This window comes from Luteimonas sp. 100069 (assembly GCF_003813845.1).
Lineage (GTDB): Bacteria > Pseudomonadota > Gammaproteobacteria > Xanthomonadales > Xanthomonadaceae > Luteimonas > Luteimonas chenhongjianii.
This window is the reverse complement of the sequence record NZ_RPFN01000005.1, coordinates 139,050-154,398: the sequence shown is the minus strand read 5'-3', so window position 1 is coordinate 154,398 and position 15,349 is coordinate 139,050. Positions and strand designations below refer to the sequence as shown.

General features: G+C 68.8%; 15 protein-coding genes and 1 other RNA gene. 3 read left to right on the top strand and 13 right to left on the bottom strand.

What is annotated here, in order from left to right; all coding sequences use genetic code 11:
• Positions 1-422: 422 nt before the first annotated feature.
• The 7 genes from rpiA to EGK76_RS12075 form a co-directional block, all read right to left on the bottom strand.
• A complete protein-coding gene (gene rpiA, locus EGK76_RS12105) occupies positions 423-1,070 on the bottom strand; it encodes a ribose-5-phosphate isomerase RpiA (protein ID WP_096297271.1) in 648 nt (215 codons plus the stop codon).
• The gene (locus EGK76_RS12100) at positions 1,067-1,546 is read right to left on the bottom strand and encodes an EVE domain-containing protein (protein WP_096297272.1); all 480 of its coding nucleotides are present in this window, start codon (positions 1,544-1,546) and stop codon (positions 1,067-1,069) included. The genes rpiA and EGK76_RS12100 overlap by 4 nt, the downstream gene beginning before the upstream one ends.
• A 10-nt stretch (positions 1,547-1,556) precedes the next feature.
• The gene (locus tag EGK76_RS12095; RefSeq protein WP_123832785.1) at positions 1,557-2,138 is read right to left on the bottom strand and encodes a 5-formyltetrahydrofolate cyclo-ligase; all 582 of its coding nucleotides are present in this window, start codon (positions 2,136-2,138) and stop codon (positions 1,557-1,559) included.
• 55 nt (positions 2,139-2,193) lie between these two features.
• Positions 2,194-2,378, bottom strand: a non-coding RNA gene (ssrS, locus tag EGK76_RS12090) — 6S RNA.
• Between the two features lie 97 nt (positions 2,379-2,475).
• A complete protein-coding gene (locus EGK76_RS12085; protein ID WP_096297274.1) occupies positions 2,476-2,775 on the bottom strand; it encodes a cell division protein ZapA in 300 nt (99 codons plus the stop codon).
• Positions 2,772-2,993, bottom strand: coding sequence for a TIGR02449 family protein (locus EGK76_RS12080; protein ID WP_096297275.1), 222 nt, complete (start codon positions 2,991-2,993; stop codon positions 2,772-2,774). The genes EGK76_RS12085 and EGK76_RS12080 overlap by 4 nt, the downstream gene beginning before the upstream one ends.
• A gap of 31 nt (positions 2,994-3,024) precedes the next feature.
• A complete protein-coding gene (locus EGK76_RS12075; RefSeq protein WP_123832784.1) occupies positions 3,025-5,226 on the bottom strand; it encodes an EAL domain-containing protein in 2,202 nt (733 codons plus the stop codon).
• 136 nt (positions 5,227-5,362) lie between these two features.
• On the opposite strand from EGK76_RS12075, the gene EGK76_RS12070 reads away from it, so the two are divergent.
• Together EGK76_RS12070 and EGK76_RS12065 are read left to right on the top strand one after the other, a co-directional pair.
• A complete protein-coding gene (locus EGK76_RS12070; protein ID WP_096300332.1) occupies positions 5,363-5,902 on the top strand; it encodes a UPF0149 family protein in 540 nt (179 codons plus the stop codon).
• A 1-nt stretch (position 5,903) separates the two neighbouring features.
• A complete protein-coding gene (locus EGK76_RS12065) occupies positions 5,904-7,229 on the top strand; it encodes an aminopeptidase P N-terminal domain-containing protein (RefSeq protein ID WP_096297277.1) in 1,326 nt (441 codons plus the stop codon).
• A 115-nt stretch (positions 7,230-7,344) separates the two neighbouring features.
• On the opposite strand, the gene pepQ is transcribed toward EGK76_RS12065, so the two are convergent.
• The 6 genes from pepQ to rph all read right to left on the bottom strand — a co-directional run bounded on the left by pepQ (position 7,345) and on the right by rph (position 14,280).
• On the bottom strand, positions 7,345-8,688 hold the full coding sequence (pepQ, locus tag EGK76_RS12060; protein ID WP_123832783.1) for a Xaa-Pro dipeptidase: 1,344 nt from the start codon (positions 8,686-8,688) through the stop codon (positions 7,345-7,347).
• A gap of 109 nt (positions 8,689-8,797) precedes the next feature.
• On the bottom strand, positions 8,798-9,139 hold the full coding sequence (locus tag EGK76_RS12055; protein ID WP_233580288.1) for a PilZ domain-containing protein: 342 nt from the start codon (positions 9,137-9,139) through the stop codon (positions 8,798-8,800).
• Complete coding sequence (locus tag EGK76_RS12050; protein WP_123832782.1) at positions 9,139-11,415, bottom strand: DUF1631 family protein; 2,277 nt, start codon at positions 11,413-11,415, stop codon at positions 9,139-9,141. The genes EGK76_RS12055 and EGK76_RS12050 overlap by 1 nt, the downstream gene beginning before the upstream one ends.
• 149 nt (positions 11,416-11,564) lie before the next feature.
• Positions 11,565-12,725: a radical SAM family heme chaperone HemW gene (gene hemW, locus EGK76_RS12045; RefSeq protein ID WP_123832781.1), complete on the bottom strand. Its 1,161-nt coding sequence runs from the start codon at positions 12,723-12,725 to the stop codon at positions 11,565-11,567.
• A gap of 66 nt (positions 12,726-12,791) precedes the next feature.
• Positions 12,792-13,409, bottom strand: coding sequence for an RdgB/HAM1 family non-canonical purine NTP pyrophosphatase (rdgB, locus tag EGK76_RS12040; RefSeq protein WP_123832780.1), 618 nt, complete (start codon positions 13,407-13,409; stop codon positions 12,792-12,794).
• Between the two features lie 142 nt (positions 13,410-13,551).
• On the bottom strand, positions 13,552-14,280 hold the full coding sequence (rph, locus tag EGK76_RS12035) for a ribonuclease PH (RefSeq protein WP_096297282.1): 729 nt from the start codon (positions 14,278-14,280) through the stop codon (positions 13,552-13,554).
• Between the two features lie 108 nt (positions 14,281-14,388).
• On the opposite strand from rph, the gene EGK76_RS12030 reads away from it, so the two are divergent.
• Positions 14,389-15,249: a YicC/YloC family endoribonuclease gene (locus EGK76_RS12030; protein WP_096297283.1), complete on the top strand. Its 861-nt coding sequence runs from the start codon at positions 14,389-14,391 to the stop codon at positions 15,247-15,249.
• Positions 15,250-15,349 lie beyond the last annotated feature (100 nt).

Below are 15,349 nucleotides of genomic sequence, written 5' to 3'. Positions count from 1 at the left end.
GAGCCCTGCGCGGCGCCAGCGTCCGATCCGGCGCCGGCTCGCGGTCAGGTGCCGGTGTTCGGTTACATCGGCAGCTTTTGCCGGCAGGCATCGTCGGCATCCTGGTCGGAAGCACGATCGTCATGGCCTTAAATTCCGCGCCATGGGCTGGCGGCCGGGGTGATCGCGATGCCGCGATCGCGCTGCTTGTGCTGGCCGGGCGCGATCACGGGGCTGGAGGTATTTGCCGACACTGAGCGATAGCCGTTCCTCGTGCGTGCTCTGGCGGCGGTCTTCGCCCTGACGCGGTGCTGGCGGGCAACGCGATCCCCGCACGACGCACTGCATGGATCCAGCGCCCCTGGTGGACGGCGCTGGGCATGGGTTCTTCGCGGTGATGTCGTTCCTTCCGATCAACATCACCCTGGAAACACCTGACGCCGTCAGAACACCGTCGGTGTCGCCGTCCCCACGATCACCACGTCCGCCTTGCGCCGCGCGAACAGCCCCACGCTGACCACGCCCGGAATCTGGTTGAGCTTTGCCTCCAGTCCCACCGGGTCGGTGATCGACAGGCCGTGGATGTCGAGCACCCAGTTGCCGTTGTCGGTCGTGACGCCCTCGCGCCAGACCGGCTGCCCGCCCGTGGTTTCCAGGATCGTGCGGGCGACGAGGCTGCGCGCCATCGGGATCACCTCGATCGGCAGCGGGAAGGCGCCGAGCACCGGTACCTGTTTTGCCGGATCGATGATGCAGACGAACTGCGCCGAAGCCTCGGCGATGATCTTCTCGCGGGTCAGCGCCGCGCCGCCGCCCTTGATCAGATGTCGCTGCGGATCGCATTCGTCGGCGCCGTCCACGTACAGTGCCAGCGGGCCGGTGGCGTTGAGGTCGAATACCTCGATGCCATGGCCGCGCAGGCGCTCGGTGCTCTGGTCGGAGCTCGACACCGCACCTTCGATGCGGTGCCTGATCCGGGCGAGGGCGTCGATGAAATAGGCGACGGTGGAGCCGGTGCCGACCCCGACGATCATGCCGTCCTCGACGTACTCGATCGCCTTCTCGGCGGCCAGCCGCTTGCCTTCGCTCATTGCTTCTTCTCCAGGGACAACAGCAGTTTCCACTGCGCGGATGTGACCGGCAGCACCGACAGCCGCGCGCCCTTGCGGATCAGTGCGAACTCTTCACCCAGCTCGGCCGCATGCTCGCGGATTTCCGCAAGCGGGATCGGTGCGGCCAGGGTGCGCAGGTAGCCCACATCGACGAGAAACCAGCGCGGCGTCTCTTCGGTGGCCTTCTCGTCGAAGTACTTCGACGATCTGTCGAACTGGCTGGGATCCGGATAGGCGGTGCTCGCGACCCGAGCGATGCCGTATATGCCAGGGACGTCGGTGTTCGAATGGTAGAACAGGATCTCGTCGCCCACCCGCATGCCGTCGCGCATGAAATTGCGCGCCTGGTAGTTGCGCACACCGGTCCAGGGCTCGGTGCCGACCCGGGCCAGGTCATCGATGGAAAAGTCCTCGGGCTCGGACTTCATCAGCCAGTAACGCTTGCGGGTACTCATGGGGTGCCAGTCACGGGGAAGGGGGCGGGCGCAGGATGCCGGACTCTGTCGCCACCGCATCCAGCGGGACGTCCCATTCGGCTGCGTCCAGGGCATCAAGCTGCTGCTGCGCGAAGCCTGCGCCCACCAGCAGCGGTGGCGCGCCCCGTTCGAGGCGGAATGCGAAGCTGCGGTCGTACCAGCCGCCGCCCATGCCCAGGCGGTGCCCGCGCGCATCGAAGCCCACCAGCGGGGTGATGACGACCGACATGTCGCGCGCATCGAGGGCCGAGGACGGTTCCACGTCGGGCTCGGGAATGCCGTAGCGGTTGGTGACCAACGGGTCGCCCGCGCGCCAGGGGGCGAAGCGCAGCATGTCGCCGTGCAGCACCGGCAGGCAGTAGCGCAGCCCGCCGGGCAGGCGCATCTGGAAGACATGCAGTCCGATCTCGCCATCGCTCGCCCAGTAACCGGCGACATAGCCGGTGCGAGGCAATTCGGGCATCTCGAGGAGGTGGCCGGCCAGGCGCTCGGCCGCCGCGATACGCGCAGGCGCTGCCAGGGCGCGGCGCTGGTCGCGCAGACGTCGGCGAAGGGCGGGGCGGTCGGTCATGCGGCCGGGCTCGTCGTCGGAGGTGCCGGCGACGCGGCGGGAGGGCAGAAAAAAGGCGTTCTCCGCCGATGTCGATGCTTGCGAAACGACCTTGAACCCTGGGTTCAAGTGGGAACGCTGGGATTCCTTCGGGCTTTCCGCTCGCGGGCGGATATGCACTCCCGGTTTCCTGACATCCCCGGTGTCGTTGTTAAGGGACAAGGCGAATGTTTTGCTCGCTGTCGCACACGGCAGAGAACGCATGCGCAGTATAGCCAACTGCCGCGGCGCGCGTGGGCCGTTCGTCGGTCCTCGCCGCGGGCGGGATTCAGTTGCGTGCGCGCAACGCGAAGATCGGTCAGCGCTGTTCGGCGTCGAAGGCATCGAGTTTGCGATGCAGGGCGGCGACTGCCTCTTCCATCGCATTGGAGCCCTGTCGCTGGCCGTCGCCGAGCATCTGCAGCTCGTGCGCAAGATTGAGCGCGGCGAGGATCGCGATCCGGTCCACCCCGGTCATCCGGTTGGCACCGCGGATCTCGCGCATGCGCTGGTCGAGCAGCCGCGCCGCGGCCATCAGGCTGTCCCGCTCGCCCGGCGCCACACCGACGGTGTACTCGCGATCCAGCACACGGACGCTCACGGCCTCGTTGGGGCTCATGTGTGCTGCTCCAGGGATTTGAGCCGGGCGATCATCGCCTCGACGCGGGACCGCGCCTGTTCGTTCTTCGACACCAGCTGCGCCCGCTCGCCGACGATCTGTTCCTGCTGCTGGCGCAGACTGCGGTTCTCGTCGCTGAGGGTGCGGACGCGCTCGATCAGTGCGTCGACGCGCGACGTCAGTCTCTGGAGCTCGGCGACCACGTCGGGCTGGTTCATCTTCGCACCATAGGCAGGGGGCGGGGGCCGGTCAAGGCGAGGTCACCAGTGGCGCTCGATGTGGCAGTTGCATGCTTGCGGGACGCCAGTTGCGCACGAACGCCAGGCATTGCGCCGCCTCAAGCGGCGGTGAGATCCAGAAACCCTGGATTTCGTCGCAGCCACGCTCGGCCAGGAAGCGCATCTGTGCGCGGGTCTCCACGCCCTCGGCGACGACGCGCAGTCCGAGCGAATGGCCCATCGCCACGATGGTCGGGGTGATCGCGGAATCCTCCGCGTCGTGGGGCAGCCCGTCGATGAAGACCTTGTCGATCTTGAGCGTGGTGATGGGCAGGCGTTTGAGATACGCCAGCGACGAATACCCCGTGCCGAAATCATCGATGGCCAGGGAGACGCCGAGCGCGCGGAACGCGTGCAGTTGCGCGGCGCTCTGTTCCGCATTGGCCATGAGCACGCTTTCGGTCAGTTCCAGTTCCAGCAGGTGCGCTGGAATGCCGACGTCGTCGAGCACGCGCGCGACCACGTCGGTGAAATCGCCGCGCAGCAGCTGCAGCACCGATACGTTCACCGATACGGCCATGTCGTCGAGACCGTGCTGGCGCCAGCGCTGCAGCATCATGCAGGCCTCGCGCAACACCCACTCGCCGATCTCCAGGATCATTCCGTTCTCCTCCGCGATCGGAATGAAGTCGGATGGCGCGATATCTCTATGTTCGGGGCTCGACCATCGGAGCAATGCCTCGACCCCGGTGATCCTGGGCGGCGACAGCGCCATGCGTGGCTGGAAGACCAGTCGCAGTTCGCCGCGATCGAGCGCCCTGCGTAACGCGCCTGACACCACGGCACGCTGGCGCGCCGCCACGTCCATGTGGTCGTCATACCGGATGAAGGTGCAACGCCCCGCGGCCTTGGCCTGGTACATCGCGGTGTCGGCCCGCTTCAGCAGTTCAGTCGGCACCTGGGCGTGGTCGGGATAAATGGCGATGCCGATCGACGACGAGATCGACACCTCGCGGCGGTCGTCGAGCAGCAGCGGGGCCTGGAACGCGTTGATGATCTCGCGCGCGACGCGCTCGGTGTCGAGCGGGTCGGCCAGGTCTTCGATGACGATGGTGAACTCGTCGCCGCCGAGACGCGCCACGGTGTGCTGGTTGCCGACCGTCCGCTGCAGGCGGAGGGCGGCGGCGCGCAGGATCCGGTCGCCGGCCGAATGGCCGAAGGAATCGTTGACCTCCTTGAAGCGGTCGAGATCGAGGAGCAGCAGCCCCACCCGGGAGTCCTGGCGATGCGCCCGCACGATGGCCCGTGACAAACGCTCCGACAGCAATGCACGGTTGGGTAGATCGGTCAGGGTGTCGAAGTTGGCGAGATAGCGCAGTTCCTGTTCGGTGCGCTTCTGCCTGGTGATGTCGTTGAAGACGCATACGTGCAGCATGCTGTGGTCGTCGGGGCCGCGTACGGTGCGCAGTTCGAGTGCGGTCAGGGTCTCGTCGCCGTCCTTGCGGCGGAGCCACAGCTCTCCGCTCCACTGGATCTGCTGCCTGGCGTGGTTGCGGATCTGGCGGTAGAGCGCACTGTCGTTCTGGGCACTGCCGAGCAGCGATGCCGTGCGTCCGAGGATTTCCCGCTCGGCGTAGCCGGTCATGCGCAGGAAGGCCGGGTTCACCGAGACATAGTGGAAATCCGCATCAAGCACCGCGACGGCCTCGGCCATGCTGCGCAGGACCGTGGCGGCGATCCGGCGCTCGCGTTCCGCCTCGCGGGTGGCGCTCACGTCGAGGGCGGTGCCGGCGATGCGCAGGACCTGGCCGCTCGCATCGCGCGCGACCGCGCGGCCGCGTACCCGCACCCACATCCATCGGCCATCGTCGCCGAGCACGCGCAGTTGCACTTCGTAGCGGTTGGATGCGCCGTCGAGATAGCGCTGGAGCATGTCGCGCGCGGGCGCCATGTCGTCGGGATGGACCAGCGCCTCCACCGCGACGGTGTCCTCGCGCATCTGTCTATCGCCGCCGGGCGCGTCGTCGAGCAGACGACGCAGCTGGCGGCTTTCGACGTCGTAATCCCAATAGCGTTCGCCGGTCGCCCACAGGGCGAGCTTGAGACGGTCGTGGCGGTCGTCGAGCGCGTCCGCAATACCGCGTCGGCGGTAGAGCCAGACGACCGTCAGCGCCAGCGCCAGCGCGATCAGCACCGCGGCGCCGGGCACGAGCAGTTGGCTGGGTTCGATCACGCGCGCGCTCCGTGCCGGGATCGGCTTTTCGAGTGTAGGCAGGCCGCAGCGCGGCAACAAGCACGCAGGCCGGCAGCGAAGGCCCGTTGGTACACTGGAGCTCCCCCGTACGTGAGCGTCCCCCGTGTCCGAGACCCTGCCCAGCCTCGCTGAAATCGACGCGGAAATCCGTCACCTGCAACTGGCCATCCCGGGCAGCGAACTCCATGGCGGCCTCAGCGGCTGGCTGGCGGGTGGCGGTGAAAATGTCGCAGCCTGGCTGGCGCCGGTCCTGGCCGATCCCGACCTGCCCGCGCCGGCCGCTGGCAGTGCGCTCGATCGCATGCGTGTGGCCACCGCGCTCCAGCTCGAGGACCATGATTTCGCGTTCGCGCTGCTGATGCCCGACGATGGTGAGCCCTTGTCGGTACGCAGCGCCGCCCTGTTCGACTGGTGTCGCGGCTTTCTCGGCGGCTTCGGGCTCGCCACCGGCGAGCGTTCGTCGCTGTCCGATGAAGGCAGGGAGGCGCTGTCGGACCTGGCGCGGCTCGCCGCCGCGCAGCCCGATGCCGAAGATGAAGACGATGCCGGCGAGGAAGACGCCCTGGCCGAGCTCGAGGAGTTCGTGCGCGTGGCGGTGCTACTTCTGCACGGCGATGCAGCGCTGGGGCCGCGGCACCGCAAGCAGCTGAACTGACATGGCGTCGCCGACCGGCATCACCGCAGCCAGTTACCTCAAGCGCAGGCGCCAGCTGATGCGCCTGGCCGGCAACGACGCGATCCTGATCCTGCCCAGTGCGCCGGAGCGGGTGCGCAGTCGCGACACCCATCACGCCTATCGGCCCGATTCCGATCTGTGGTACCTGACCGGCTTCGCCGAACCCGACGCGGTGCTGGTTCTGGTGCCCGGTCGCAAGCATGGCGAGGCGCTGCTGTTCTGCCGCGAGCGCGATCCGGAACGCGAAGGCTGGGACGGGCCACGGGTCGGCCCCGAAGGCGCGGTCGAAACGCTTGGTATGGACGATGCATACCCGATCGAGGATCTCGACGAGATCCTGCCGGGCCTGCTGGAGGGGCGCACGCGCGTCTACTACCACTTCGGCCGCGACACCGAATTCGACCTGCAGCTGATCGGCTGGCTCAATCGCGTGCGCGCGCAGGTGCGGGTTGGCGCGCAGCCGCCGCACGAGTTCCTCGAGCTGGGCCATCTGCTCGACGAGATGCGGCTGTTCAAGGGCGCCGATGAGCTCAAGCTCATGCGCCGCGCGGCCAAGATCAGTGTCGAGGCGCACGCCGCGGTGATGCGCGCCGCGCGCCCCGGCATCCACGAGTACGCGCTGCAGGCGGAGCTCGAATATGTGTTCCGGCGCAACGATGCCCAGCCAGCGTACGAGAGCATCGTCGGCGCCGGCGCCAATGCCTGCGTGCTGCACTACCGCGCCAACAACGCCCAGGCCCGCGATGGCGATCTGGTACTGGTCGACGCGGGTGCCGAATACCGCGGCTACGCCGCCGACATCACCCGCACGTTTCCGGTCAACGGCCGCTTCACGCCCGCGCAGCGCGCGCTGCACGAGGTGGTCGAATCCGCGCAGCAGGCGGCATTGGCGCAGGCCCGTCCGGGCGTCGCCTACGAGGCCGGGCACAACGCCGCGGTCGAGGCGCTGACCGATGGCCTGCTGCGGCTCGGTCTGCTCAAGGGAAAGCTGGACAAGCGCATCGCCGACGGCAGCTACAAGCGCTACTACCGGCACAAGACCGGTCACTGGCTCGGCCTGGACGTCCACGACGTGGGCGACTACCGCATCGAAGGCGAATCACGCCTGCTCGAACCGGGCATGGTCTACACCATCGAACCCGGTCTCTATATTCCGGTCGACGACACGAGCGTGGACGCGAAATGGCGCGGCATCGGCATCCGTACCGAAGACGACGTACTGGTCACCAGGACCGGGCACGAAGTGCTGACGTCGGGACTGGCGCGCACTGCCGACGAGATCGAGGACTTCATGGCGCGCAAGTAGCGCGTGCGCGTTCGAACATCGTGACCGGCGCCCTCGCAAGCATCGGTTCGGAAGGCAGGGCCCGCCTGCGCAGGTCGATGGCGCACGATGCCACGGGCCGGGCCGCCTGCCGGAGTCAGGCGGCGTCGAGCTCCGCCCATGCATCGCGCGTGAGGTTTTCCGGCGCATCGTCGGTGCAGACCATGTCGTCCTCGATGCGGATACCGCCGTAAGGCCGGAACGCCGCGATACGGTCCCAGTCGACCGCATCGCCCTTGCCTGCGTCACGCAGGTCTTCGAGCAGCATGTCGATGAAGTACACCCCCGGCTCGATGGTCACGACCATGCCCGGCGCGAGGCTCCGGGTCAGGCGCAGATACGGATGGCCGGTCGGCTTGGGGATCGTGCCGCCGGTCTCCGTTGCTGCGAAGCCGGCGACGTCGTGTACCTGCAGGCCGATGCCATGACCGAGACCATGCGGGAAGAACACCGCGCTCACCCCGGTTTCGAGCGCTTCCTCCGGCGAGATGCGCAGAACGCCGAAGTCGCGCAGCACGCCTGCCAGTGCGAGGTGCGCGTCGAGATGGAGCTGACGGTAGTCGGCGCCGGCGCGGACCTGGTCGCACATCGCCCGTTGCGCACGCTCGACTGCATCGATCATCGCCTGGAACTCGCTGCCGGTATCGGCGGCGTAAGTCCGGGTGATGTCGGCCGCATAGCCCGCGTGGGCCGCGCCCGCATCGATCAGGAAGCTGCGCAGCGGATCGGGCGCACGTCGACCGAGTTCGGTGTAGTGCAGCACCGCGGCGTGCTCGTTGAGCGCGACGATGTTGCCGTAGGGCAGCTCGTTGGCGTCCTGTCCGGCGGCCTGGCAGTAGGCGAGATGGATGCCGAACTCGCTGGCGCCTGCGCGGAACGCGCGTTCGGCGGCCGCATGCGCGCGTACCGCGCGCCGGTTGGCCGCGCGCAGCATCGCGATCTCGTATGGCGTCTTGAACGCGCGGTGGTAGTCGAGATGGTCGACCACCGTCTGCGGATTGTTGGGCCGGTACGCGCCGTAATGGCCCAGCGCGCTCTGCGACTCGCCGAGGATTGCGCATTTCGCGGCGTTCCTGGGCAGATGCTGTTGCGCCTCTTCAGGCTTGCGGATCACGACGATATCGAAATGTTCGACCCAGTATCCCGACGGCGCTTCCGGTACCACGTGCCAGTAGTCGCGCGGCTGCAGGTAGATCAGTCTGGGTCGATGGCCCGGCGTGATCACCAGCCAACTGCCCGGGTTGCGCGTCAGCGGCACCCAGCCCTTGAACTGCGGATTGACCGCGTACGGGTAATCGCGATCGTCGAACACCTGGAAGTGCTGGGTGCCACTGGGAATGACCAGGTGATCGAAGCCGGCCCGCTCAAGCGCGGTCGCGGCGCGGGCCTGCAGCGTCGCAAGATGATCGGCGTAGAGACGGGCAGTGGACGGGGCAGGCATGGACATCGCGATCCTGGGGCAGCGAGTGGATCAGCCCATTCTGCCGGATCGGTATCGGCGCTGCCGGGCGGCGGCTCGCGGCCTCGCACGCCAAACAGCAAAGGCGCGATCAGGCGTAATGGCTCCCCGGCGCGTTGACCCAGCCCTGCAGCCGGTGCGCCAGCGAAGGTGTCGCCGCGATGAAACGGAAACCCGCCCAGCTTGCGCCTGCCAGCGTCGCGTCGTCGAGCCAGAGCAGATGCGCGCCGATCTCCACCGGCGCGTCCGGCGCATCGGGCAGAGTGAAGGACAGCTGGTAGAGCGCGTCATCGACGAAACGCTCGCTGGCGATCAGCAGCATGCCGGTTTCCGAGAGGTTGCCCACCCGTCCCACCACGCGGCCGGTCATCGCGTCGGTGACCAGGATCATGTCGGGCGCCTTGCGGCGGCGGGCGCGGCGGAATTCCTGCATCACGCGGTTGCCTCCGACATGTCCTGCTCGCCGCGGCCCGCAAAGCTGCGCAGTGCGCCGATCGCGGCCTGCCATGCGCGGTCCACGAGGCGGCCGCGGTTCGCAGTCACCACGCGGGCGTTGCCGGAAGCCATCAGCCTGGCCACTGCGTCTAGCGACTGTTCGCCGCAGCGCTGCCCGCGCTGGTTCACGAACAGCACGTGATCGGTCATCGGGCTGAACCAGGACATGCGCCGACGCACGAGGTCGCCCTGCTGGTTGGTGGTGAATTCGATCCATGTGCCGAACGGCAAGGTGCGCAGATGGTCGTACTGCGCCTGCTCGTCTGGCGTGCGCGCAGGTGGCTTTTCGTGCCGGACGGCGCCCGCCTCCTCGCCCAGGCGCGCGCGCGCCTTGAGTTTCATCGCCAGCTCGGTACGTGAGGCGGCATCGTCCTCGTCGCTGCGGTGGCTGGTCAGGCGCTGGGCGATCACCGTCGCTTCCTCGCCGTGGTAGCCGACCTGTCCGAGTGAGGATTCGACATCGCGCTGCAGATCGATGCGGGGCTCTGGCGTGGCTTCCAGCGCGGCCTCGACGATGCGACGCGTGGTGTCGAGTTGCCGTCCGGCTTCCTCGGACGACTCCCCATGGCGCAGCAGGGTCAGCGTCAGCACGTCCGCCCAGGCCTGGTCGAGCAGTGCGCGGGAGAACCGGGGCAGGCGTCGCTCGCCGACGATTCCGCGCATCAGCTCCTCGGCCCGCAACCGTGCCGCAGCGAGCTTCTCGCGGCCGCGCGCAGCTTCGATGTGGCGCCGCTCCTGCAGTTCCGCCGTCCGTGCCTGCACCTGCAACTGCGCGCGCACCTGCGCATTGCTTTCGGCGAACACCGCGACGTCTCCCTCGTAGTTGCCGACCACGTGGGCGACAGCCGCGCGCAACGCCGCCTGCACGCGGGGATCGAATGCGGTGTCTTCATGCCATGCGGCCGCGCTCTCGGCCACGGTGTTGAGCAGTTGCCGCGCCGGGTGGCGCTGGCGGGTGAAGAACGAATGGTCCTGCAGCGCGGCGCGCAGCAGGGGAATCTGCAGTTCGCGGACCAGCGGCGCCGCCGGAGCCTCGGCGCGGATCTCCTGTTCGATGTGCCCGTAGATCATGCCGAGCAGCTCGAAAGCATCCTCGTCCTGTGGCGCGAGGTTCGCGCCTTCGCCGGTGCGTTGCCGCGCCTGCGCGAGCAACGAGCGCTTGATCTCGACCAGGCTGCGGGCGGCGCGGCCGCCGGGCGGCGCCTGCTGGAACTGGCGCAGCGCATCGGCGACTTCGCTGGTGGCCAGCTGTCGCCGCGGCAGCGGCGTCTCACCGCGCGGCTGGAACTTTCGCAGCAGCTCGCGCCGTCCGGACATCAACTCCTGGAGGCGCGCATATGCAGCTTCGTGGGCCGTGATGTCCTCGGCACGCTCGCTCTCGCCGGCATCCGCCGGCTCGCCCCAACCGGTGTACGGGCGTTGTGCGTCGTCGACCGGTTTGCGTTGTCTGGCGATGGTCTCGGCGCGGGCTGCGCGGGCGTCATCCTTCGCCTCGATCGGCTCTGCGCGCGCGCGTACCGGCACGAAGGTCAGCGCGGGCAGGATGCCGTCCGCGGCGAGCTGTGCGTCGAGTTGCTCGAGCACCCGCGCATAGCCGGCCAGGACCACCCGGTCGAAGATGCGGTAGAGCAGCAGGCGTGCATCGTGCTCGATCTCCACCGCGCAGGCCGCGGTCGAAATTGCCCGGCACAGGCATTGCGGACCCAGCGGCAGCCGCTCCGCATCGAAAGCGGGCGTGGCCGCGAGCACGCCGAAGCGCTGGCCGAGCAGGTGAAGCGACAGATTGGCGCGTCCCTCCTGGCGACTCGCGATCTCCCGCAGCACCGTGCCCTCGTCCATGACCGCATCCTCGACCAGGCTCAGTGCGCCGAATGACGGCGTCTCCGCGAGCGCGGGCGGCAGCGGCGGGGCGGGCGTGCGCAGTGCCGCCAACGAGGCTTCCAGCGCCAGCAGGAAGCGCGGCACCAGATCGGCCCGGTTGGCGCGGAACGCGCGCAACGTCGCCATGTAGCCCGACTCGATCCCCGGGTTGCGCGCCTGGTCGGCAAGCCGGAACAGCTCCTGCTCGAACTCCGACACCAGGTTGGACAGGCCGGGATCGAGCTCGCTGGAGACCAGCGCCAATGCGCGCTCCAGCGTGCGCCGCACGCGTGGCGGCAGGCCCGCCGAGGCGATCGAGCGGGGCGGGGACGTGGACTTGAGGAGTGCGGGCATTCCGATTGCCGGGGCGGTCGAGCGCTTTCTTTAACATGCGCGTGCGAGCGCGACCAGCGTCACGTTTTGAAAGAGGCCTGGAGGGAGGTGCAGAGGTGCGGCGCCCGACTGCTGCGACGCGTCGCTGGTCGAGCGGCCCGCGCGCCGCGTCAGTCGTCGAGAAAGAGCGACACGACGTCGTTGGTGAAGCGTCGGCCAAGCTCGGTCGGCACGATCCGCCCGTCGTCGGAGCGCTGCAGCCAGCCGTTGCGTGTGGCGGTTTCAAGCGGTCCGTCAATCACCGTCGGCGGCAGCCCGGTGGTCGCCTCGAACTCCGCGAGCGTGAAGCCATCCACCAGCCGCAGCGCGTTGAGCATGAACTCGAACGGGCGGCGGGCGGGCTCGATGGACTCGTCGCCGCCGATCCCCGAAGGCGTTCCGGCGCCCGCCAGCCACGCTGCGGGATGCTTGCTCTTCCAGCGCCGCAGGATGCTCTGCTCGCTGCCGAGGGTCAGCTTGCCGTGCGCGCCAGCGCCGATCCCGAGGTAATCGCCGAATCGCCAGTAGTTGAGATTGTGCGCGCAGCGACGCCCCGGGCGCGCATAGGCGGAGACCTCGTACTGCGCGTACCCGGCCTCGGCCAGCAGGGCCTGGCACTGCTCCTGCATGTCCCAGGCGAGATCGTCGTCGGGAATGCCGGTCGGGGGGCGCGCCGCGAACACCGTATTGGGTTCGAGGGTGAGCTGGTAATGGGAGATGTGGGTCGGCGCGAACTCGATCGCGCGGGTGACATCCGCTGCCGCCATCGCCAGGGTCTGGCCCGGCAGGGCATACATCAGATCGAGATTGAAGTTGTCGAAGCCGGCCTGGCGCGCAAGTTCGATCGCCGCGGCCGCCTGCGCCCCGTCGTGGATGCGCCCGAGACGCGCCAGACAGGCGTCGTCGAAGGTCTGGATGCCGAAGCTCAGCCGGTTCACGCCCGCGCGCCGGTAGTCTTCGAAACGGCCGTGCTCGGTGGTGCCGGGGTTGGTTTCCAGGGTGATCTCGGCCTGCGGCGCAAAGCGCAGCCGCGCCGCGGCCCCCTGCAGGATGCGTTCGATCGCATCGGCGGGAAACAGGCTCGGCGTGCCACCGCCGAAGAACACGCTGTGCACGGTGCGGCCCCAGACCAGCGGCAAGTCCTGGTCGAGATCCGCGAGCAGGGCGTCGACATAGGCATCGAACGGGGGCGTGCCGCCGCCGAACTCGTGCGAATTGAAATCGCAGTACGGACATTTGCGTACGCACCAGGGCAGGTGCACGTACAGCGACAGGGGCGGCGGAATCAGCATCAGGGCAAGGTCAGGGCGGTGGGCGGCGTGCGCAAGGCTCGGGGGCGCCGGGCGGTCCGCCCTGCTTCAGCGTGTGGCCTGCGCGAGCGGCGTCGAGGCCGCCAGGCGATCGCGCAGCGCCCGCAGCGCCAGCGCGCGATGACTGATGCGGTTCTTCTGCTCGGGCGCCATCTCCGCCGCGGTCAGGCCGGAAGGCGGATCCAGGAAAACGGGGTTGTAGCCGAAGCCGAAGTGCCCGCGTGGCGTGTCGAGGATCCGGCCCTCCCAGCTCCCCTCGGCGATCAGCGGCTGCGGGTCGTCGGCGTGTCGCAGCAGCACGATGACCGCATGGAAGCGCGCGGTCCGTCGCTCGGGCTCCACGCCTTCGAGTGCCTGCAGCAGCTTGGCGTTGTTTGCGGCATCGTCGGTCGGGATCCCCGCATAGCGCGCGCTGTAGAGGCCCGGCGCACCACCGAGGGCATCGACGATCAGGCCGGAATCGTCGGCAAGCGCCGGCAGGCCGGTGAGCCTGCAGGCATGGCGCGCCTTGATCAATGCGTTCTCGACGAAGGTGGTGGCGGTCTCGGGCACGTCGTCGACCCCAAGCTCGCGCTGGGGCACGATCACCAGACCGAGATCGTCGAGCATCGCCCGCAGCTCCATGAGCTTGCCGGCGTTGCCGCTCGCCAGGACGAGGGTGTTCATGGCCTCGGCACCGGCAGCCGGCTCCGCCCGCCATGAACATCGCGCAAGGCGCCCGCCAGGCCATCCGCCGCGCGGAGCGAACGCCCGGCGCGGTCGATCGCCGCGCTGCCGGGGGCCGCCATGTCCGCCCGGTCGTGCCGCTTCATCCCGCGAGCGCCGCGCGCTGCAGGGCCACGAGCTCGGCGACCCCGGTTTCGGCAAGCTGCATCATCGCGTCCATCTCCGAGCGCCGGAAAGCGTGGCCCTCCGCGGTGCCCTGCACCTCGATGAAGCCGCCGCCGTCGTTCATCACGACGTTCATGTCGGTGTCGCAGTCGCTGTCCTCGGCATAGTCGAGATCCAGCACCGGTACGCCCTTGTAGATGCCGACCGAGACCGCGGCGATCGCGCCGTGCACGGGATCGCGGCTGATCTCACCACGGCCACGCAGCTTGGCGACCGCGTCGACCAGGGCGACATAGGCGCCGGTGATCGCGGCAGTGCGGGTGCCGCCGTCGGCCTGCAGGACGTCGCAGTCGAGGGTGATCGTGCGTTCGCCGAGCGCGCGCCGGTCCACGCAGGCGCGCAGGCTGCGGCCGATCAGCCGCTGGATCTCGAGCGTGCGGCCACTCTGCTTGCCGCGTGTGGCCTCACGGTCGTTACGGGTATTGGTGGCGCGCGGCAGCATGCCGTACTCCGCCGTCACCCAGCCCTCGCCCTTGCCGCGCAGGAAGCCCGGCACGCGGTTCTCCACGCTGGCCGTGCACAGCACGCGGGTATCGCCGAAGGTCACGAGCACCGAACCCTCCGCATGGCGGGTGAACCCGCGCTGGAAGGACACGTTGCGCAGCTGGCCGGGTGTACGGCCGCTGGGACGGATGGGATCGGACATGGCGGGATCTGCAAGGGGGAAGCGGGCGGGGAGTCTAGCAGCGCCCCCTGCAGCCGCCCCGACCGGCGATGGCATACTCGTGCGCCGATTTCCGCAGTGAACCCGCCGATGATCCGCAGCATGACCGCTTTCGCCGCCCGCGAACGCAGCACCGAGTGGGGCACGCTGGCATGCGAGGTGCGCGCGGTGAACCACCGTTTCCTCGAGCTAGGCACCCGGATACCCGAAGAGATGCGCGGCGTGGAACCGGCGCTGCGCGAGCGCGTCGCGGCCAAGGTGTCGCGGGGCAAGGTGGATGTCGGCCTGCGCCTGCGGGCTGCCGAGGGCGGCGGCGAGTTGCAGCTCAACCGGGCGCTGCTGACACAGCTGCAGGGCCTGGCCCAGGAGCTGCGGGACGGCTTTCCGGAGCTGCGCGCGGGCCTGACCGATCTGCTGCAGTTCCCCGGCGTACTGCAGTCGCGCGGCGTGGATCCGGCCGCCCTTCAGGTCGAGGTGCTGGCGCTGCTCGACGAGGTGCTCGCCGATTTCGTCGAGGCGCGCGAGCGGGAAGGCGGCAAGCTCGTCACCGCCATCCTCGAACGCGTGGACGGCGTGGCGGCCATCGCCGCCGAGGTGCGCACGCTGATGCCGCAGATCCGCGAAGGCCAGCGCGCCAAGCTGCAGGCGCGCCTCGACGATCTGCCGCATCCGGTCGAGCCCGGGCGCATGGAGCAGGAGCTGGTGCTCTGGCTGCAGAAGCTCGATGTCGATGAAGAGCTCGATCGCCTCGACAGCCACGTGGTCGAGATCCGCCGGGTGCTGACCCAGCGCGAACCGGTGGGCCGCCGGCTGGATTTCCTGCTGCAGGAATTCAATCGCGAGGCCAACACGCTCGGGTCGAAATCGGTCGATCGGCGTACGTCGCAGGCAGCCATCGAGCTGAAGGTGCTGATCGACCAGATCCGCGAGCAGGTCCAGAACATCGAGTAGGCGGCGGGCCGCGCGGCGGCGGGCCACGTAAAGCGGTACGATGCGCAGCCTCCCGAGCGCCGGAGACGGGCGTGGCCCCCGAATCCCACCATTCCATGGA